Below are 19,146 nucleotides of genomic sequence, written 5' to 3' on the forward strand. Positions count from 1 at the left end.
TGGGCTGGGCCACCCCAACCCAACGCCTCGCGGAACTCATCGCGCCCTAACGATTGCACTCAACCCTTGACCCCAAGCCGACGCGAGTGGCTATAACCTCATGATCAACGGGCGGTGGCGGGGGTGCGGGGGGTGGGCGGGGTGCGGGGGGTGGGGTTAGTCGCTCCGCTCGGCTGCGCGAAGCGGCCCTAATCGGGAGGAAGTAGGTCTACTTCCGAGTTAGGTGGGGTAGATGGTTTGGTGGGCTTTGGTGATGGCTGCGGCGTAGGCGCGGCCGGTGATGGCGCGGTCGCGGGCCAACGCCGCGCGGGCCGCGTTCGCACCCGGTGCGCCGTGGACACCGCCGCCGGGGTGCGCCGACGCGCTGGCCAGGAAGAGCCGGTCCACCGGGGTGTCCGCTCGGCCCAGGCCGGGGATCGGGCGCAGGAACAGCTGCTGGTACGCGGCAGCGGTGCCGCCGCCCAGCGCGCCTCCGACCAGGCTCGGGTTGTCCCGCTCCAGCTCGGCGGGCCCGGCGACGTGTCGGCCGACGACGAGCTGCCGGAAACCCGGGGCCGCCGCCTCCAGCACGTCCTCCATCCGCTGCACGTGCCCAGCGATGTCCTCGGCCCGCCAGTCCCGGCGGAACGGCAGGTGGGTGTACGCCCAGAGCGACTCGGTGCCCGGCGGGGAGTGGCTGGGCTCGGCCACCGACATCTGCCCGACCAGCAGGAAGGGGTCGCGGGGCAGCTCACCTCGGGCCAGCTCGCCCGCGTAGTGGGTCAACCCGTCGAGGTCCGCGCCCAGGTGCACCGTGCCGGCGCCGGCCAGCTCCCGGTTGGTCCAGGGCACCGGCGCGGAGAGGGCCCAGTCCACCTTCAGCGTCGACCCGTCCCACCGGAAGTGGGCCAGGTCCTCGACCAGCCGCGACGGCAGGGCTGCCGCGCCGACCAGGTCGAGGAACAACGCCGGCGCGGGCACGTCGGCGAGCACGGCCCGGCGGGCCCGCCACAGCGTGCCGCCCTCGGTGCGCACCCCCATCGCCCGGCCCCGGGCGGTGAGCACCCGGTCGACGCGGGCACCGTAGAGGATCGTCCCCCCGCGCTCCTGAAGTCGGGCCACGAGCGCGTTGGTGATCTGCTGCGCGCCGCCCTCGGGCACCGGCCAGCCGATCTGTTGGCCGAGCATGGCCAGCAACCAGCCGTACACCCCGGAGCCGGCCTCCTCCGGGGACAGGTCGGTGTGCAGGGCGCAGCCGGCCAGCAGAGCCGGCCCGCCGTCGCCGTCGAAGAGCTCGTCGCCAAGCTTGCGGACCGGCAGGACCAGACGTCGTGCCAGTCGCAACGCACCGGCGACGCGCAGTCGACGCAGCAGGCCCAGCCCACCGCGTACGGGCGGGAACGGCGTGGTGATCGCCGTCAGCATGGGCTCGGCCACCTCGACCCAGTCGGTGTAGGCGTTGAGCCAGCGCTTGCCGTCGCCGGGGGCGAACTGCTCAAGTGAGGCGGCCGTGACGTCCGGGTCTCGGTTGATCACCGCGGCCCGACCGTCCGGCAGCAGGTGCGCCAGCACGTCCGGCGCGTGCCGCCAGGACAGCCCGTGCCGACCCAGGTCGAGGCCGCGCAACACCGGTGAGGCGTACCCCAGGGGGTAGAAGGAGCTGTAGAGGTCGCTCAGGTAGCCGGGCGCGGTCACCTCGGCGGAGCGGATCGCGCCGCCGGGCACCGCCGTGGCCTCCAGCACCACCACCTCCCAGCCGGCGTCCGCCAGCAGGTTGGCCGCCACCAGGCCGTTGTGGCCGGCCCCGACGACGACGGCGTCCACGCTCTGCGCGGGGGTGGTTGTCATCCGATCCGCCTACCCGGCACGCAACCGGGCGAAACGCGTTTGCCCTGCCGGGGCCGGGGCATGCAGCGCCGCATGTACACGGTTGCGCAGTTGGTGGGTGGGGTGTGGGGCGCCGGCGGCGACGGCGGTGAACTGGTGGTGCGCGACCCGGCGGACGACTCGCCGGTGAGCACGGTGCCGGTCGCCACCGCCGACGAGGTCGGCAAGGCGACGCAGGCGGCCCGCAACGCGGCCGCGCAGTGGGCGGCGACCGCGCCGGCCGAGCGGGCCGCGGCGCTGCACCGGGCCGCGGACGCGGTGGCGGAGGTCGTCGAGGAGCTGTCCGCGGCGGTCACCGCCGAGATGGGCAAGCCGTTGGCGGACGCCCGCGGCGGCGTCGAGGCGGGCATCGGCACCCTGCGACAGTACGCGGAACTGGCTCCGCTGCGCGGCGGGCGGACGCTCAACGGCGCACCGGACGCGCTGGACTTCATGACCCCGCAGCCCCGCGGTGTGGTGGCCGCGCTCACGCCCTGGAACGACCCGGTGGCGGTCTCCTGCGGACTCCTCGGCGCCGCCCTGGTGACCGGCAACGTGGTGCTCTACAAGCCGAGCGAACGGACCCCCGCGACGGGCTGGCTGCTGGCCCGGGCACTTGATCGGGCGTTGCCGGCCGGCGTGTTGTCGCTGCTCACCGGCGGCCCCGAGGTCGGTGCGGCGCTGGCCGCCCAGGAGGTCGACGTGGTGGCGCACGTGGGATCCACGGCGACCGGGCGGGCGATCGCCGCCGCGGCGGCCCGCACCGGCGCGAAGGTGCTGCTGGAGAACGGCGGCAGTGATCCGTTGGTCGTCGACGCGGGCGTCGACCCGGAGTGGGCGGCGGAGCAGGCCGCCCTGGGCGCGTTCGCCAACGCCGGGCAGCTCTGCGTGGCGGTGGAGCGGATCTACGTGCACCGGGAGGTGGCCGAGGACTTCGTGGCCGCGCTGGTCCGTCGCGCCAGAGCACTGCGGGTCGGGCCGGGCCGGGACCCGGACACCGAGCTGGGCCCGCTCGTCGACAGGCGGCACCGGGATCACGTCCACGGGCAGGTCGCGGCGGCGGTGGCGGCCGGCGCCCGGGTGCGGACCGGCGGCGAGGCGCCGGACGGGCCGGGGGCGTTCTACCCGGCCACGGTGGTCACCGACTGCCGGCACGACATGCCGTTGGTACGGGAGGAGACGTTCGGACCGGTCGCCCCGGTCGTGGTCGTCGACTCGTTCGACGAGGCGCTGCGCTGCGCCGCGGACTCCCCGTACGGGCTGGCCGCCACCGTGCTGACCACGTCGATGAGTCACGCGCAGCGCGCCTGGCGGGAGCTGCCGGTGGGCACCGTGAAGGTAAACGCGGTGTTCGGGGGCGCGCCGGGCGGGGCCGCGCAGCCACGGCAGGGCAGTGGACAGGGCTTCGGTTACGGCCCGGAGCTGCTGGACGAGTTCACCGCCACGAAGGCGGTGCACATCGAGGCGCCGGGCGGCGGGCAGTGGTGAGCCGGGCTGCGGGCACAAATGAACGGTACGGGCGGACGCAGGGGTGGCGCGTCCGCCCGTACCGTGTCGGTGTTGTCCACCCGTGGTGGTGGTCAGTCGCCGCGAGCCTTGCGGGTGGCCCGGTCGTTGGCCTTCTCGATCGCCGTGACCAGTTCCGGTTTGGTCATGCTGGACCGACCGGGAACGTCGAGCTTGCGGGCCACCGACATGAGGTGGTCCTTGGTGGCGTTGGCGTCCACTCCACCGGCGGTGGGCGCCCGCCGTTCCGGCCCGCCGCCGGCGGCCTGCTCGTCGCTCGGGCCCTTGCGGCCCTTCGGCTCCCAGTGGTCGCCCACCTTCTCGAACTGGTGCTTCACCGCGGCGAAGGCGGTGCGGTGCGACCGCTCCCCCTCGCCGTAGGTCTCCACGGCCGAGTCGTGCGTCTTCTCCCAGGTGCGCTGCGCCTTCTCCGGGGAGCGTCGCAGCGTGCTGGGCAGGTCTTCGCGCCCGGGCATCTCGTCCTCCTCCGTGCCGACAGGGTCACTGTGACCGTTCCCCGCTGACGCGGCGGCAAACCATACGCGCGGCGAGCACGACGCCGGCCACGTTTCTCGATTTCCCGATCCGGGTATCGGTGGCCAGGCCCGACCGGACGACCGGTCATCCGGTGGCCGGGGCGCAGGGAGCGGGCATGACGACCACGGAGCCCGGTACGACGCGCGACGGTTCACCCGGCACGGACGACGGCGCACCGGACACGCACGTTCCCCGCCGGATGCGGCAGCTGAGCTGGCGGACCTGGCGTGGGGTGCTGGTCCGCAGCGTGCAGAACTTCGTCAACGACAACTGCTCCGACTGGGCCGCCGCGCTCACCTACTACGGGGTCCTGGCGCTCTTTCCGTCCGTCATCGTGGTGGTCGCCCTGGTCGGTCTGGTCTCCGACGGCGAGCGGACCCTGGACACGGTGGTCGACCTGGCCAACCAGGTGGGCGCCGGGTCGGTGGTGACCGGCGACGACGGCGGCGTGGTCGGAGTGCTCCGGTCCGTGGTGGTCCAGGAGCACAACGCCAAGGTGCTGCTGAGCTTCGGCCTGCTCGGTGCGCTGTGGTCGGCGTCGGGTTTCATCGGCGCGTTCACCCGGGCCTCCAACGCCATCTACGGAGTGACCGAGGGCCGGCCGGTCTGGAAGTTGCGGCCGATACAGATCGGCCTGGCCGCGGTGACGCTTGTGCTGCTCGCGGTGGTCGCCCTCGCGCTTATCGTCAGCGGCCCGGTCACCGACGCGGTCGGCGACCTGATCAACGCCGGTGGCCTGGCCCGAACGGTGTGGAGCGTGGCGAAGTGGCCGGTCCTCGCCATGGTCATGATGGTGCTGCTGTCGCTGCTGTTCTGGATCGCGCCGAACGTGCGCCAGCCCCGCTTCCGCTGGCTTACCCCCGGCGGGGCGGTGGCCCTGGTCTCCTGGGCGGCGGTCTCCTTCGGCTTCGGCTTCTACGTGGCCACCTTCGCCTCGTACCGGACGACCTACGGCAGCCTGGGCGCGGCCATCGCGTTCCTGGTCTGGCTCTACCTGTCCAACTCGGCGCTGATGCTGGGGGTGCAGATCAACTCCGAGGTGCAGCGCGGGCGGCAGTTGCAGGCCGGCGACCCCGACCCGGAGGACCCGGTGCTGCCGCCCCGCAAGCGCGGCGACGACTGAGCCACAGGTCTCGCGCAGGTCGTCCGGTTCCGGTCGGACCATGGGCCCATTCGTGGCCCGGTGCCGGTTTACCGGGCAGGGTGCCGGGTAGCGCAGAAGGCATGGAGCGTGGCAACAGCAAGCACGGACCGAGGATCGACGAACAGATGAGTCAGGAGGTCAGCGGCCTCGTGCAGGGGCCGGGGACCGGTGGCTCTCGGGTCGACGAGTCGCGGGTGCCGGAACCGGCTGGCGAGGACCAGCCGGAGACGACCACCGCCCCGGCCGGCGACCTGCGCACCGGCACCCCACAGGGAATGAGTTCCACGGACGTCGAGCAGCGCAGCCGGCTGGGCCGGTTCATCTCGATGAGCGCGCTGCCGGGCGACCGCCTGGTGCTCATCGCCAGCGCCCGCGAGAACGAGGCGCCGGACGACATCGTGGCGGCACTGGAACGACTGCCCGAGGGCACCCTCTACCAGACCGTCTCCGAGGTGTGGGCCGCGCTCGGCAACAAGAACGAGACAACTCGCTGGTGACGGGTCGCCCCCGACTCGATGACCACCAGCGGTCGAAGGAGGTTCTCTCATGAGTGGCGTTACCGAACATGTGGACGTTTCCGTGCCCGTACGCACCGCGTACGACCAGTGGACGCAGTTCGAGCAGTTCCCCGAGTTCATGGAGGGTGTGTCGGAGGTCCGGCAGCTCTCCGAGACGATGACCCACTGGACCGTGGACATCGCCGGGGTGAAGCGCGAGTTCGACGCCGAGATCACCGAACAGCTCCCCGACGAGCGGGTCGCCTGGCGTTCGACAGGCGGCACCCAGCAGGCCGGCGTGGTGACGTTCCACCGGCTCGACGCGGACAAGACGCGGGTCACCCTCCAGCTCGAGTTCGAGCCGCACGGCGTGGTCGAGCAGGCCGGCGACAAGCTCGGCATCGTCGACAGGCGCGCCAAGGGCGACCTGGAGCGGTTCAAGACCTACATCGAGCGGCGCGGTCAGGAGACCGGCGCGTGGCGCGGCTCGGTGGACCGTCCGCAGCCCTGATCCCCGCCCGCACGCCACCCGATGGCCGCCGGAGTCCCGGCGGCCATCGCCGTACCCCGGGTCGGTGTCGACGCCCCGGGCCGGCCCGAGTCCGGTCGGGTGGCGCCGTTTGCGATCATCGCGCCCGGGTACCGCTCAAGACATGACCGACGACAACATCAGGGTGTGGCGGGACGAGGAGCGGCTTCCGCTCGAGGAGTTGGAGAAGGCCGTGTCGGGCTCCAGCCTCGACGGGCAGGCCGACGACGTGACCGGCAACGACGCCGGCGAGGAAGCAGCGTTCGGGCACGGGCCGGCCGCTTCGGACCGCGACGGACAGGCCCGGGGCAACAGTCGCGAGGCGACCGACCCGGAGCGCCCCTACCGCCCCTCCACCACCGGCCGGACCGGGCCGGACGTCTGACCCTCGTCGCCGGCCGCGGCGGACACCTGCCGCCCGGTCGAGCGGCGGGCGCCCCACTCGTAGAGCGCGATCAACGCCAGCGCGAGCACCACCAGGGTCGAGCCCAGCACCTGCACCGACGTGTTGCTGATCAACACACCGAGCCCGGCCGGGACGAGCGCCGCGCCGATGCCGGAGGCGCCCACCTGCAACCCGATGGCCCGGTCCGCGTGGGCGGCGCCGACACGGTCGGCGGTGGTGAGGGTGAGCAGCGGGAACACCGGCGCGGCGGCGAACCCCACCACGACCAGGCCGAGCACCGCCAGCGCGGCCGGCCCGGGTACGGCGATCAGCACCGCGCCCACGGCCATTCCGACGAGGCTGACACGCAGCACGAGCCTGGCGCCCAGCCGCTCGGCCACCACGCCCTGCACGACCCGGCCGACGAAGAGGCTCCCCCAGTACGCGGAGACGCAGACGCCGGCCACCGCCGCGCTCAGGCCGCGCCCCTCGGTCAGCAGCAGGAACGCCCACAGGCCGGCGGACACCTCGATGGCGACGTACAGCGCGAAGGCGAGCGTCCCGGACCACACCGCCGGCAGCCGCAGGGTCGCCCCGATCGGAATCGGGACGGCCGAGGCGGTCGCGGCCCCCACGGCGGCCCCCGCGGCGGCGTCCGGGCCGCCCCGTTGCCAGGCCCGCACGGTGAGCGCGAACGCGGTGGCGAGGGCGAGTTGGACGGCGGCCACGATGCCGTACCCCCAGCGCCAGGACAGTCCGGCGCTCAGCACCCCGGTCATGATCAGCGGACCGATCGCCACGCCCAGGCCGAAGAAGGCGTGCAACCAGTTCATGTGGCGCGGCCCGAAGGCCCCGGCGGCGTACGCGTTGAGCCCGGAGTCGACCGCGCCGGACCCGAGCCCGACCAGCAGCGCGCAGCCCACCAGCACGGCCAGCACCGGGCTCAGGGCATAGCCGGTCAGTGCCAGGCTGGCCAGCAGGGTGCTGCCGGCGAGCAGCGCGCCCACGCCGAGCCGGGCCAGCGTGAAACCGGCCAGCACGCTTGAGGTCAGATAGCCGACGGTGCCCGCGGTGAGCACCAGACCGACCGCGTCGGTCGGCACGTCGAAGTCGCCTCGGATCGAGGGCCAGCCGACACCGAGCAGGGAGTCGGGCAGGCCGAGGCTGACGAACGCCAGGTAGGCCAGCAGGAGCAGGGAGGCGCGGGGGCGTACGGGCGGGGTCGACACGGGGCACCATCCTGCCGCAGGGGCACCCTAGTGCCGTCGGCGCCCGTTTGCGCGCCGCGCAAAGAAGTCGTGTCCGGACGGTCGAGAAAACGGACAGCTCATCCAGAATCGGCCGATCGGAGGACGGCAAACGGGCTGACTCGCGTAAGAATTTCGGGATGCATCAAGGCTCCGGAATCCTCTCGACGCGTCAGCGCCGGCTCGCCTGGCTCGGCTTCCTGCTCGCCGCCCTGCAGGCGCCCGTGTCCGCCCGACTGGTCGCCGACGACTCGTGGCTGTTCAGCCTCTGCGTCGCGCTGATGGTGGCGACCGTGATCATCGCCGATGACGCGGCACGTCGACGCCCGGCCGACGCGACAACCGACTAACCCGCGCTGCCCGGCCGGGCCTCGTGGCCCGGTCGGCCGCGGCTGCGACGGCGTTCCTTCATCTCCGCCTCGTAGAGGTGGCGTCGTCCGCCCACCAACTCGTCCCGGGCCTGCCGGTCCAGCTCCCGAAACAGCGCGTGGTAGCCGTCGTCGAAGTCCTCGACGATCTGGAACGTCCACCGCCCGGCGATGACATTGCGGCCCAGCAACTCCGTGTCGATCCGGTCGGCGAGCTGCTGGTGACCGGCGTCGCGAAACTGCTCCACCGCGTCGCCGAGGATGAGATCGGCGTGCCCGATCAACTGGTGCAACGAGTACAGATGCCCTCGGGCCCGCTCCACGGTTTCCAGCGCCTCGCTGAGCCTGCCGAGCGCGGCGACTGTCGCGTCGCTCACCTCGGGTGGTCGCCGGTGTCGCTCGTCCGGTCCGTCCGGCTGCTGTCCCATTGCCTGCCTCCGTGCCGTGAATCGCCTGTGCCTCTCCTGCTGCCCCGTCTACGCCGGATCAACCCCCGCGGTCAGCACCGAACGGCACGTGGCGCGGCCGACATCCGCCGAGTGGCCGACGTCAACGCCGTCACCTGTCGGTTAGCCTCGGTCACCATGCGTGTGCCGTTCAACCGGGTCGCCACCCGTACCGCCGTCGACTCGGCGCGGTCCACCCTGGCCGCCCTCACCGTCTCCCTCGGCACCGTCGGGCTCGCGGCCGCCGCCGCGCGACCGGGGCTGCTGGCCCTCGTCGACCAGCACGCGGCCGCCGTGCGGGACAGCCTCGACGGTGACCGCCAGCCGCTGACCGCCGCGGCCCTCGCCGGCTACGTCGAGGGGGTTCGCGCCGCCGCGCTGGAGCACGGGTGGTCGCCGCCGGACGGGCCGGTGGACTGGAGCAACCCCGAGTGGCTGCTCACCCGGCTGCTCGCGGTCTGCGCGCTGGCCCGCTCGCTCGACGGGGCCTGACGGAGACGGGGAGGGCACCCCGCGCCGTACGCGGAACACCCTCCCCACCGTGCCATTGCGCCTCGCTACGAGCGGTACTGCGGAGCCTCGTCCACCCGCGGCATCGCCTGGGTGCGGTCACCCCCGCGGTCGGCCATCTGCCGCTCCACGTCGCTGCGTCCGGCCGCGTTGGCCTGACGCTGCTGCTGCACCGCCCGAGCCTCCCGGGCGGCCCGTTCCAGCCAGCCGTCCCAGCGGTTCTGCATCGGCTTCACGAGACCACCACCGACACCGACGATCAGGATGCCGGCCACCGTGGCGAGCACCGCGATCAGCACCGGGGTCGTCACCGTGGTGGCGATACCCACCTGGTTCAGTGCGGCGATCACGCCGAGCGCGATGATGAAGATCGCCGTGAGGTCGGCCAGGACCTTGCCGTACGACAGCCCGCCCAGCGCCCCGGTGACCAGATCCCGGACGGCGTTGGCGATCGCAGCCGCCACCACCACGATGACAATCGCGACGAACGCCCGCGGCAGCCAGGACACCACGCCGCTGATCAGGTCACTGATCGCGTTGGGCCCCCAGACTCCGAACGCAAACTGCAGCGTGAACAGCAGTACGGCGTAGTACGCCAGTCTGGCCAGAATGTCGGAGGCGTCGTACTTCGTTCTCTCCAGGGCCCGTTTGATACCGCCACGTTCGACCGCCTGGTCGAAGTGCACCCGTTCCAGCACCGTATCCACGATCTTGAGGACGGCTCTGGCGATGAGCCAGCCGACCACCAGGATGACGATGAAGGCCACTGCCTTCGGGATGAAGAGCAGCACCGACCTCCAGGTGTCGGCGATGGCATCGCCGATGTCGGCCTGCCGGACCGCGAGGGTTTTCAGCATGATGTCCCTCCTGTCGCATGGACTGCGCCGGGCGCATACCCGGCTACCGGTCCAGCAGTCCGCACAACGCGCCGCGTTTTTCCCCACCGGCCGACGAACAGGGGCCCGGACCTGCCCAAACGGGCAGCGCGACGCTGGCGGCGACGCCCCGCCGCCATGATCGGATGCCTTTTCCGACAAGCCGACTAGGCTGCGAACATGCCAGGAACGGTCGGGCGAGTCCCCACGCCAGCAACTCCGGTCCCGGATGCGCCCACCGGCACCGGTACGGCCGCTGCCGTGCTCGCCCACGACTGGGCCGGCACCCCGCTGGGCCCAGCCGAGAGCTGGGACGTGGCGCTCCGGGCCGTGGTCGAGCTGATCCTCGCCTCGCCGATGCCGATGGCCCTGGCGTACGGCGACGACCACGTCCTGCTCTACAACGCCGGCTACGCCGAACTGCTGGGCACCAAACACCCGAGCGCCCTCGGCCGCCCGGCCGCCGAGGTGTTCGCCGAGATCTGGGCGCTGCCCGGCGTCGGTCAGGTGTTCGAGCGCACCTACCGGCAGGGCGTGCCGTTCCTGGAGAAGGAGTCCACCCTCCCGCTGGTCCGCGGGCACTCCGCGACCGTCGAGCAGGCGGTCTTCACCCGGGGCTACTCCCCGGTGCGGGACAGCACCGGCACGATCGTCGGCACGTTGACCGTGGCGGCCGAGACCACCCACGTCACCGAGCAGTTGCAGAGCCTCAGCGAGGTGGCCGCCGCGCTCGCCGGCACCCTCACCCTCGACGACGTGGCCCGGGTGGCGCTGCGGTACGCGATCACCACGTTCGACCCCGACCAGGCCTCGTTCGCGGTCGACGAGGGCGGCGGCGGTTGGCGCATGGTGCGCCGGGTGCGCGGCGAACTGCTGGACGAGGCCGACGAGCGGCTTCCTCCGCTCTGGCGGCGCGCTCCGGCGGGCTGGTCGGCCCCGGTGGTGGAGGCGGCCCGCTCCGCCGGCCCGTTCTTCGTCCGCGACGGGCAACCGCTGCGGGAGATCGCGGCCGACCGCCACGACCAGAAGATCCGCTCGATGGCGGCCCTGCCCCTGGGGACCTCGGTGGTGCGCGGCGGGCTGGCGGTCGGCTACCAGGTGCCGCACACCTGGTCACCCGCCGAGCGGGCACTGCTGGCCGCCTCGGTCGAGCTGATCGGCCAGGCCGCGGAGCGGGCCCGCCGGTTCGAGACCCAGCACGGCACGGCCCAGTTGCTGCAACGCAGCATGCTGCCGGAGCACCTGCCGGACCTGCCCCGGTTGCGGGTGGCGGCCCGCTACGACCCGGGGGTGGACGGCAACGCCGCCGGCGGTGACTTCTACGACGCGTTCCTCCTGCCCGGCGGCGCGCTCGGCGTGGTGCTTGGCGACGTCGCGGGTCACGACGTGCAGGCCGCCGCGCGGATGGGACAGGTCCGGGCCGCGCTGCGCGCGCTGGCCCTGGCCGACCCGGCGCCGGACGCGGTGCTGGCCGGGTTGGACCGGCTGGTCACCAGCCTGGGCGCGGAGGCCAGCACCCACGAACTCTTCGTCACCGTGGCGTTCGGGGTCATCGACGCGGAGCGGCGGGAGCTGACCGTGGCCAGCGCCGGTCACCCCGCACCGCTGATCCGGCGCAGCGACCCGGAGGGCCGCTGCCACGCGGAGTACGTCGACGTGCCGGCCGGTCCCCCGCTGGGTCTGGGCAGCCGGCCGGGCACCACCACCGTCGCGTTCCGCCCCGGTGACACCCTGCTGCTGTTCAGCGACGGGGTGGTGGAGCGTCGTCGGCAGAGCCTCACCGCCGGGCTGGCCACCCTCGGCGACGCCGTCGCCAAGGCCGGCAGTGGCGACCCCCGCGCCCTGTGCGCGGTGGCCACCGCGGCGGTGCCCGGCAGCACCGAGGACGACGTGGCCGTGCTGGCGGTCGAGCACGCGCTCAAGCCGAGCCGTTCGGCGAGCATGGAGGTGCCGGCGGAGCCGACCGCGCCCAGCCGGGTCCGACACTGGATGACCGGCCAGCTCACCGAGTGGCAGGTGGCCGAGTCGGTGATCGGGGCGGCCGTCCTCTGCACCAGCGAGCTGACCACGAACGCGTTGCTGCACGCCGGCACCGCCGCCCGGGTGGAGATCGACCTCAGCCCCGAGCGTCTCCTGGTCTCGGTCGCCGACTCCGGCACCCGGGGCACCGTGACCCGGACCCGCACTGACACGTTGAGCAGTCGCGGGCGTGGCCTGGGCCTGATCGAGGAGCTCAGCGACGCCTGGGGCACCGACCCGTCGGTCCGCGGCTCCACGGTCTGGTTCGAGATTCTGACGCCGCCGACCGCGCATCCCTGAGACCACCGCAACGGTGTGGAGGACGCCCATGGCTACCGACCGGCCCAGTGGAGTCCTCTTCGACGTCGACGGGACCCTGGTGGACACCACCTACCTGCACACGGTGAGTTGGTGGGAGGCGTTGCGCCAGACCGACCAGCCGGTGCCGATGGCCGTGGTGCACCGCTCGATCGGTATGGGTTCGGACAAGCTCCTCGACCACCTGCTCGGCCCCGAGCGGGACCGGGACGCCGACGCGAAGCTGCGCGACGCGCACGACACCCTGTACGCGGAGTACTGGGAACGCCTCACCCCGCTGCCCCGGGCCGCCGACCTGCTGCGCGCCTGCGCCGAGCGCGGCCTGCGGGTGGTGCTCGCCACCTCCGCCTCGGAACCCGAGGTGGCGGCGCTGCGCCGGGCGCTCGCCGCCGACGACGTGATCGACGCGGTCACCTCCTCGGCGGACGCCACGCAGAGCAAGCCGGCACCGGACATCCTGGTCGTCGCGCTGGAGCGGTCCGGGTTGGCCGCCGAGCGGGTGGTCTTCGTCGGCGACTCGGTGTGGGATGTCGTCGCGGCCGGCAAGCTGACCATTCCGTGCGTCGGGTTGACCTGCGGCGGCACCAGCCGCGGCGAGCTCGCCGGCGCCGGCGCGGTGGCGGTGTACGACGACCCCGCCGCGCTGCTCGACGCACTGGCGGACTCGCCGCTGACCCGACCGAGGTGAGGCTCACTCCGGTTCACCCACTCGTACGCGCATAGCCGGCCCCCCTGCGGGGCAAGGTCTGTCACCACCTGCCCGCGCCCCGCGGGTGCGGTCGAAGGGTGGTGCCGTGGAGCCGGTAGACGTGGCGTTCGCGCTTGTGGGCCTGGGCGCTCTGCTCGCGGGCATCCTGCCCCGGGTGCTGGAGCGGCGTCCGCTGTCCATGCCGATCGCCTTCCTCGCCCTCGGCATGCTGGTGTTCCTGCTGCCGGTCGGGCTGCCGACACCCGACCCGCTGGCCCACCCGGAGCTGACCACCCACCTCACCGAGATCGGTGTGATCGTCGCGCTGATGGGCGCCGGGCTCAAGATCGACAGGCCGTTGAGTTGGCAACGGTGGTCGTCCACCTGGCGGCTGCTGGCGATCGCCATGCCCCTGTGCATCGCCGCGGTGGCCCTGCTCGGCTGGTGGTGGGCGGGCCTGGTGCCGGCCGCCGCCCTGTTGTTGGGCGCCGCGCTGGCCCCGACCGATCCGGTGCTCGCCGCCGACGTGCAGGTCGGCGAGCCGACGGACGTGGAGGACTCCGAGGACGAGGTCCGCTTCGCGTTGACCTCGGAGGCCGGCCTCAACGACGGGCTGGCGTTCCCGTTCGTCTACGCCGCCATCGCCATCGCCTCGACAAGTCTCGCCCCCCGCGACTGGATGGCCGAATGGTTCGCCGTGGACGTGCTCTGGAAGGTGGGCATCGGGGTCGGCGGTGGGCTGCTGATCGGCTGGTTGCTCGGCAAGCTGTTCTTCCGCGCGCCAAGTGAGCTGCGACTGGCCCGGCACGCCGAGGGCTTCCTGGCGCTGGCCGCCACGTTCCTGGCGTACGGGCTGGTGGAGGTGGTCGGTGGGTACGGCTTCCTGGCGGTGTTCGTGGCCGCGCGGGCCATCCGGGCCGCCGAGCGGACCCACGAGTTCCACTCGGTGTTGCACGACTTCGCCGAGCAGGTGGAACGGCTGCTCACCCTGGTGCTGTTGCTGCTGCTCGGCGGCGCGATCGTGGGTGGTCTGCTGACGCCGCTGACCTGGCCGGCGGCCGCCGTCGGGTTGGCGTTGGTGTTCCTGATCCGGCCGCTGGTCGGCTGGTTGTCGCTGCGCGGCGCGCCGGGGCGCACGGCCGAGCACTGGGTGATCTCGTTGTTCGGCATCCGCGGTGTCGGCTCGTTCTACTACCTCGCGTACGCCACCACGAAGGCGGACTTCCCGCAGGCCGAGCTGCTCTGGGCGACCGTCGGGCTGGTGGTGCTCGTCTCCGTCGTGGTGCACGGCATCACGGCGACCCCGGTCATGCAGCTACTCGACTCCGAGGGCGAGCGGACCTCCGACCCGGCCGAGCGGGACGCCGACGCCCGTCCGGTAGCCACAGCCGGGCACCCCTGAGCAGGCGGCTCAGGCCAGCCGGCCACCCCTGAGCCGGCAGCTCAGGCCAGGCGGGCGGCCAGCGCACGGCCCAGGTCCCGACCGGAGCGCCAGGCGCTCTGCACCCGGGGCTTGCCGAACGCGTCGCCGGCCAGACCGACCCCGTCCGCGTCGAGATGGTGGGTGGCGCCGCCGGCGTCGCTCGTCGGCTTCGCGTACGTCCAGCGGTGCACGTGCACGTCGACGGCCTGCTCGGGCAGCCCGAGCAGATCCCGGACGGCCTGCTCGACCGCCGGGCCGGCCCCGGTGGGTTGGGCCAGGTGCCCGGCCGCGAACTCCGGCACGGTGTGCGCGACAAGCACCGGCGCGCCGTCACCGCGCCGGTCGCCGTCGTCGCAGACGAGGCTGAGGACCGGGTGCTCATTGACGAACGCACCCCGGAAGTCGGGCCAACGCCGGGTCGGGAAGCGCAACACCGCGGCCAGCGACGGTGCCCAGCGTTGCGCCTGCACGACCCGGGTGGCGTCGGCCAGGGCCGGGTCGAGCAGCAGGGCGGCCTGCGGGCCGGGCATGGCCAGGACGACCGCCGCGCACGACTCCCCGTCCACGACCGGGCCGGGCTCCACGGTGAGCACCAGCCGGTCGACGGTCACCGGCACCGCGCCGGCCAGGTGCTCGACCACCGAGCGCAGTCCACGGGGGGCGGCGAAGCGCATCGGCCCGGGCACCTCGTGGCTCCCGCTCCGGTCGTACGCCTGGAAGGTGTCGGTCCATTCCCGGACCAGGCCGGCGGCGCGCCACGTGTCGACGACGGCGACGAAGTCCGGGTCGGTGGCGGTGAAGTACGCGGCGCCGATGTCCGCGGGCCGGCCCTCGAACCGTTTGCTCGCCATCCGGCCACCGCGGACGTGCCCCCGCTCCCGGACCTGCACCGGCACCCCGGCCCGGGTCAACTCCACCGCACAGGCCACCCCGGCGATGCCCGCCCCGACCACCACCACCGTCGACCGGTCCACGTTCATCCGATGATCGTAGGTGGCGGCGAGCGGGCAGGAATGAACAGTGGAGATCAGGGGTACTGGCACACCTGTTCGAAGAGAGGATGACGACGATGACGAACCCGAGCAACGAGCCGGCCGACCGGAGTGCCGCGATCAAGGATCCGGACGAGTGGGTCACCGGCGACGAACCGCCCACCGCGGCTCAGGAGTCCTACCTGAGCACCCTGGCCCGGGAAGCCCATGCCGACCTCCCGGACGACCTGACCAAGGCCGAGGCGTCCAAGCGCATCGACGAGCTGCAGGCCGAGACCGGCCGGGGCCAGTAGCCCCGCCCGACGGTCAGGCGCGGGGTAGGCGGTGCAGCGTGACCTCGGTCAGGCGGCCCGCGTCGATCTCGGCGGTCAGGTAGGTGGCGTGGGGTTGGGCGCGGCGGTCGGTGGGCGAGCCGGGGTTGAGCAGGCGTAGCCCACCAGGCGCTTCGGTGTCCCACGAGATGTGCGAGTGCCCGAAGACCAGCAGGTCGACGTCGGGAAAACGGGCCGCGCACCGCTTCTCCCGACCGGTGCGTGGCCCGGTCTCGTGCACCACGGCGACCCGAAGGCCGTCGAGTTCCACCCGGGCCACCTCCGGCAGCCGGGCGCGCAGCGCCGGGCCGTCGTTGTTGCCGTACACCCCGACGAGTCGGCGCGACCGCGCGGTCATCGCGTCGAGCAGCGCCTCGTCCACCCAGTCACCGGCGTGCACCACCACGTCCGCGGCCTCGATCGCCGCCCAGAGCGGGCCGGGCAGGTCCCGGGCCCGCTTCGGTACGTGGGTGTCCGCCGTGAGCACCAGCCGCATCCCGCCATTCTCCCCGGCGGCGGGCCGCCCCTCGCGCGCGGCCCGCCGCCACTACCGGACCGGGGAGAAGTACGCCGGGGGCATCCCGCAGTGCCGCAGCGTCGGATCCCGCTCGACGTCGGTCAGCACGCCGGCGGCGTTGATCAGCCCGATGTGCGAGAACGCCTGGGGAAAATTGCCGAGCTGCTCCCCGGTCAGCGGGTCGATCTGCTCGGCGAAGAGGCCGAGGTCGTTGACCCGGGCAGCGAGCGCCTGGAACAACTCGTGGGCCCGGTCCCGCTCACCGGCCAGCGCCAGGGAACACACCAACCAGAACGAGCAGATGAGGAACCCCGCCGGGTCGCCGTCCCAGCGCCGCATCAGGCCGTCGTGCGACAGCCGCTGCTCCACCACACGGATCGTCGAGCGCATCCGCGGATCGTCGGCCCGCAGGAACCCCACAAGGGGCATCACCAGCACCGACGCGTCCAGCTCCTCGGATTCGAAACTGCCGGTGTACGACTGGAGCCGCTCGCTCCACCCCCGCTCGAGCACCTGCGCGCGCACCTCGTCGCGGACGGCCGCCCAGCGCGCCACGTCCTGCGGCTCGCCGAGCTGGTCACCGAAGCGGACCGCCCGATCCAGGGCGACCCAGCACTGCACCTTCGAAGACACGTGGTGGTGTTCGACGCCGCGTTCCTCCCACATCCCCGCGTCGGGCAACTCCCAGTCGTGCGCGGCCTGGTCGGCGAGCAACCGGAGGACGTGGCGCACCTCCTGGTCCATCGGCTCCAGCTTGTCGCGCATCAACCAGGCGGCATCGAGCGTCTCGCCGAAGATGTCGGTCTGCCGCTGCTGCCAGGCGTCGTTGCCGATCACCACCGGCGGGCTGTCGCGGTAACCGCCGAGCTGTTCCAGGCGGTGCTCGGTGAGATCCCGCTCCCCCAGCACCCCGTACATGATGGGCACCGGTTTGTCGTCGACCCGACCCATCGCCCGTCCCAACCAGGCGAACTGCCGCTGCACCTCGTCGATGCACGTCGTTCGCCACAGTGCCCGCAGGGTGAGGCTGAGGTCGCGCACCCAGACGTAGCGGTAGTCGTAGTTGCGGTCCCCGCCGAGTTTCTCCGGCAGCGACGTCGTCACCGAGGCCACCACCGCGCCGCTCGGTCGGTACGTCATGCCCTGCACGACGAGCCGGCTGCGCCCCACCTGTTCGGCGTAGAGCCCGTCGTAGGCGTGCGACGCCGTCCAGGACCGCCAGCCGGCGACGGTGTCGGCGATGCACTCGTCGGCGTCCGGGACCTCCGGCAGCGGGGCGTCGTAGGTCGGGGCGTACCCGAGGGAGAAGTTGTGCCTGGTGCCGGCGCGGACGGTGAACGTCGCGGCGGCCTCGCCGTCGGCGGAGGTCAACCGCACGCTGGCGCGCAGGGTGAGCCGGGCGGCTCCGGCGATCGCCTCCAGCATGTCCTCCCGCTCGATCAGGTACGCGATGGTGCGGCCGTACTCGAAGCGCGGCCGATAGTGCACGCGCATCGGCACCGCACCGGACAGCCCCTGCACCGAGCGGACCAACACCTGCGGCGAGTGCAGGCCGATGTCGTGACCGCGGGACCCCGGCTCGAAGGCGAGCGCGTCGGTGAGGGCGACCTCCCCCTGCGGGGTGCGGAAGACGGTCCGCAGCACCAGGGTGTCCTCGAGGTAGTCGCGTTCGGTTGTGTAGTCGCCCTCGGGCCGGATCGACCAGTGTCCGGCGCCGTCGTCGAGCAGCCGCCCGAACACCGACGGGGCGTCGAACCGCCCCGGACACCACCAGTTCACCGAGCCCGAGGCGTCCACGAGCGCCGCGCTGCGTCCGTCGGCGAGGAAACCGTAGTCACTGATCTGTCCGCTCTCCACCTGACTGCCTACCCGGGCCACCCGCGCCCATTCCCTCCGGCGGGGATGGCCCGCGCGCACCGGCCGGTGTTACCTGTCGACGTCTGCGGGAACCCGGAGAGCTGACGAGGGAGGATGCTCATGACGTCAGCTTCGGGGCCGACCGCCGCGTGGCGGCCCGGCACACAGGATGGCGACCTGCTTCCAACCGGACCGGCCGGCCGCCTGTCGACACCTGGCGGTGACGGCCACGGGCCGGAGACCGGCCCGCCGACCGTGACGATCGGTTCGTACCCGGACTATCCGGCCGCACAGCGGGTCGTCGACTATCTGGCCGACAATCGTTTCCCGGTGGAGCACAGCGCCATCGTCGGCACCAACCTCACACTTGTGGAGACGGTGCTCGGGCGGATGACCACCGGGCGCGCCGGGCTGCTCGGCGCCGGCACCGGCGCCTGGTTCGGGCTCTTCATCGGTCTACTGTTCGGCATCTTCACCGTCGGCAACTGGCTGGCGGTGATCCTGGTCGGGCTGGTCATCGGCGCGATCTGGGGTGCCGTGTTCGGCGCGGTCGCGCACGCGATGACGGGCGGGCAGCGGGACTTCACCTCGGCCAGCTCGCTCCGCGCCGGCCAGTACGCGGTGACCGTCGACGCGCAGCTCGCCGACCAGGCCCGACAGTTGATGGGTCGGATGCGGGTGCCCGGCTCGCCGGCCAACGCCCGCTGAGCGACGAGGCCCGCCCCGCCACGATCGACCCGCCGTCCGTCCCGGCAGCACCCGGGGCGGGCGGCCGTTCAGTCGTGCCGTGCGGGCTGGTCAGAGTCGTGCCGTGCGGGCTGGTCAGAGTCGAGCCGTTCGCCGTACTGGGTCGCGCCGCGCACCGAGTCCACCGCGAACGTCACGTGGCCAACGGGGACCCGTCCGCCGACGGCCTCGGCCACCCGGGCCGCTGCGGTCAGCGCGAAGCCTCCGCACAGTTCGATGAGCGCGACCCCCTCGGCCACGAGGTCCAATGCCACGGCAGGGGCCGCCGACGGGTCCGGCACGGGCACGAGGTAGGTGCGTTGACCGCCGCGGTCGAGCACGACCCGGTCGTCGACGGGGTCGCTACCCGGATGCTCATAGATGTACGCCCAGCTGACCGTCATCG

At 72.9% G+C, this 19,146-nt stretch carries 21 protein-coding genes; 12 read left to right on the forward strand and 9 right to left on the reverse strand.

Going from position 1 to position 19,146, the window contains the following annotated elements:
• Positions 1-219: 219 nt before the first annotated feature.
• On the reverse strand, positions 220-1,827 hold the full coding sequence (locus ACLQ29_RS09530; RefSeq protein WP_425771261.1) for a phytoene desaturase family protein: 1,608 nt from the start codon (positions 1,825-1,827) through the stop codon (positions 220-222).
• Positions 1,828-1,899: 72 nt separating this feature from the next.
• Here ACLQ29_RS09530 and ACLQ29_RS09535 point away from each other — a divergent pair, with 72 nt between their 5' ends.
• Positions 1,900-3,333 (forward strand): aldehyde dehydrogenase family protein, encoded by a 1,434-nt coding sequence (locus tag ACLQ29_RS09535; protein WP_425771262.1) that lies wholly within the window; start codon positions 1,900-1,902, stop codon positions 3,331-3,333.
• Positions 3,334-3,425: 92 nt separating this feature from the next.
• Here the strand turns inward: ACLQ29_RS09535 and ACLQ29_RS09540 are convergent, their stop codons facing one another.
• Entirely contained in the window at positions 3,426-3,827 is a 402-nt protein-coding gene (locus ACLQ29_RS09540) for a ChaB family protein (protein ID WP_425771263.1), read from the reverse strand.
• Between the two features lie 176 nt (positions 3,828-4,003).
• Here ACLQ29_RS09540 and ACLQ29_RS09545 point away from each other — a divergent pair, with 176 nt between their 5' ends.
• The 4 genes from ACLQ29_RS09545 (at position 4,004) to ACLQ29_RS09560 (ending at position 6,443) form a co-directional block, all read left to right on the forward strand.
• Positions 4,004-5,011, forward strand: a complete 1,008-nt coding sequence (locus tag ACLQ29_RS09545) for a YihY/virulence factor BrkB family protein (RefSeq protein WP_425771264.1) — start codon at positions 4,004-4,006, stop codon at positions 5,009-5,011.
• Positions 5,012-5,112: 101 nt separating this feature from the next.
• On the forward strand, positions 5,113-5,529 hold the full coding sequence (locus tag ACLQ29_RS09550) for a DUF2795 domain-containing protein (protein ID WP_110564927.1): 417 nt from the start codon (positions 5,113-5,115) through the stop codon (positions 5,527-5,529).
• 49 nt (positions 5,530-5,578) lie between these two features.
• Positions 5,579-6,040 (forward strand): SRPBCC family protein, encoded by a 462-nt coding sequence (locus tag ACLQ29_RS09555; protein WP_425771265.1) that lies wholly within the window; start codon positions 5,579-5,581, stop codon positions 6,038-6,040.
• 142 nt (positions 6,041-6,182) lie between these two features.
• Complete coding sequence (locus ACLQ29_RS09560) at positions 6,183-6,443, forward strand: hypothetical protein (protein WP_425757875.1); 261 nt, start codon at positions 6,183-6,185, stop codon at positions 6,441-6,443.
• On the opposite strand, the gene ACLQ29_RS09565 is transcribed toward ACLQ29_RS09560, so the two are convergent.
• Complete coding sequence (locus tag ACLQ29_RS09565) at positions 6,401-7,672, reverse strand: MFS transporter (protein ID WP_425771266.1); 1,272 nt, start codon at positions 7,670-7,672, stop codon at positions 6,401-6,403. The genes ACLQ29_RS09560 and ACLQ29_RS09565 overlap by 43 nt on opposite strands.
• Before the next feature lie 158 nt (positions 7,673-7,830).
• Here ACLQ29_RS09565 and ACLQ29_RS09570 point away from each other — a divergent pair, with 158 nt between their 5' ends.
• Positions 7,831-8,040: a hypothetical protein gene (locus ACLQ29_RS09570; protein WP_393367619.1), complete on the forward strand. Its 210-nt coding sequence runs from the start codon at positions 7,831-7,833 to the stop codon at positions 8,038-8,040.
• On the opposite strand, the gene ACLQ29_RS09575 is transcribed toward ACLQ29_RS09570, so the two are convergent.
• Complete coding sequence (locus ACLQ29_RS09575) at positions 8,037-8,486, reverse strand: hypothetical protein (protein ID WP_425771267.1); 450 nt, start codon at positions 8,484-8,486, stop codon at positions 8,037-8,039. The genes ACLQ29_RS09570 and ACLQ29_RS09575 overlap by 4 nt on opposite strands.
• 156 nt (positions 8,487-8,642) lie before the next feature.
• Here ACLQ29_RS09575 and ACLQ29_RS09580 point away from each other — a divergent pair, with 156 nt between their 5' ends.
• Complete coding sequence (locus ACLQ29_RS09580; RefSeq protein WP_425771268.1) at positions 8,643-8,996, forward strand: DUF6401 family natural product biosynthesis protein; 354 nt, start codon at positions 8,643-8,645, stop codon at positions 8,994-8,996.
• A 65-nt stretch (positions 8,997-9,061) separates the two neighbouring features.
• Here the strand turns inward: ACLQ29_RS09580 and ACLQ29_RS09585 are convergent, their stop codons facing one another.
• A complete protein-coding gene (locus ACLQ29_RS09585; RefSeq protein ID WP_425771269.1) occupies positions 9,062-9,871 on the reverse strand; it encodes a mechanosensitive ion channel family protein in 810 nt (269 codons plus the stop codon).
• 198 nt (positions 9,872-10,069) lie between these two features.
• Between ACLQ29_RS09585 and ACLQ29_RS09590 the strand changes: the two genes are divergently transcribed.
• From ACLQ29_RS09590 to ACLQ29_RS09600, 3 genes are all read left to right on the forward strand, one after another.
• A complete protein-coding gene (locus ACLQ29_RS09590; protein WP_425771270.1) occupies positions 10,070-12,208 on the forward strand; it encodes a SpoIIE family protein phosphatase in 2,139 nt (712 codons plus the stop codon).
• Positions 12,209-12,236: 28 nt separating this feature from the next.
• Entirely contained in the window at positions 12,237-12,914 is a 678-nt protein-coding gene (locus ACLQ29_RS09595; protein ID WP_425771271.1) for an HAD family hydrolase, read from the forward strand.
• 106 nt (positions 12,915-13,020) lie between these two features.
• Positions 13,021-14,316 (forward strand): cation:proton antiporter, encoded by a 1,296-nt coding sequence (locus ACLQ29_RS09600; RefSeq protein WP_425771272.1) that lies wholly within the window; start codon positions 13,021-13,023, stop codon positions 14,314-14,316.
• Between the two features lie 41 nt (positions 14,317-14,357).
• On the opposite strand, the gene ACLQ29_RS09605 is transcribed toward ACLQ29_RS09600, so the two are convergent.
• The gene (locus ACLQ29_RS09605; RefSeq protein ID WP_425771639.1) at positions 14,358-15,296 is read right to left on the reverse strand and encodes an NAD(P)/FAD-dependent oxidoreductase; all 939 of its coding nucleotides are present in this window, start codon (positions 15,294-15,296) and stop codon (positions 14,358-14,360) included.
• Between the two features lie 110 nt (positions 15,297-15,406).
• Here ACLQ29_RS09605 and ACLQ29_RS09610 point away from each other — a divergent pair, with 110 nt between their 5' ends.
• Positions 15,407-15,622: a DUF3072 domain-containing protein gene (locus tag ACLQ29_RS09610; RefSeq protein WP_425771273.1), complete on the forward strand. Its 216-nt coding sequence runs from the start codon at positions 15,407-15,409 to the stop codon at positions 15,620-15,622.
• A gap of 13 nt (positions 15,623-15,635) precedes the next feature.
• Here the strand turns inward: ACLQ29_RS09610 and ACLQ29_RS09615 are convergent, their stop codons facing one another.
• Together ACLQ29_RS09615 and ACLQ29_RS09620 are read right to left on the reverse strand one after the other, a co-directional pair.
• The gene (locus ACLQ29_RS09615; RefSeq protein WP_425771274.1) at positions 15,636-16,136 is read right to left on the reverse strand and encodes a metallophosphoesterase family protein; all 501 of its coding nucleotides are present in this window, start codon (positions 16,134-16,136) and stop codon (positions 15,636-15,638) included.
• 51 nt (positions 16,137-16,187) lie between these two features.
• Positions 16,188-18,014, reverse strand: coding sequence for a glycoside hydrolase family 15 protein (locus ACLQ29_RS09620; RefSeq protein WP_425771275.1), 1,827 nt, complete (start codon positions 18,012-18,014; stop codon positions 16,188-16,190).
• Between the two features lie 120 nt (positions 18,015-18,134).
• Here ACLQ29_RS09620 and ACLQ29_RS09625 point away from each other — a divergent pair, with 120 nt between their 5' ends.
• Positions 18,135-18,722: a general stress protein gene (locus ACLQ29_RS09625; RefSeq protein ID WP_425771276.1), complete on the forward strand. Its 588-nt coding sequence runs from the start codon at positions 18,135-18,137 to the stop codon at positions 18,720-18,722.
• Between the two features lie 68 nt (positions 18,723-18,790).
• Here ACLQ29_RS09625 and ACLQ29_RS09630 read toward each other — a convergent pair whose 3' ends face one another.
• On the reverse strand, positions 18,791-19,144 hold the full coding sequence (locus ACLQ29_RS09630; protein ID WP_425771277.1) for a DUF6506 family protein: 354 nt from the start codon (positions 19,142-19,144) through the stop codon (positions 18,791-18,793).
• Positions 19,145-19,146 lie beyond the last annotated feature (2 nt).

The organism is Micromonospora sp. DT228 (assembly GCF_049841595.1).
Taxonomy (GTDB): domain Bacteria; phylum Actinomycetota; class Actinomycetes; order Mycobacteriales; family Micromonosporaceae; genus Micromonospora.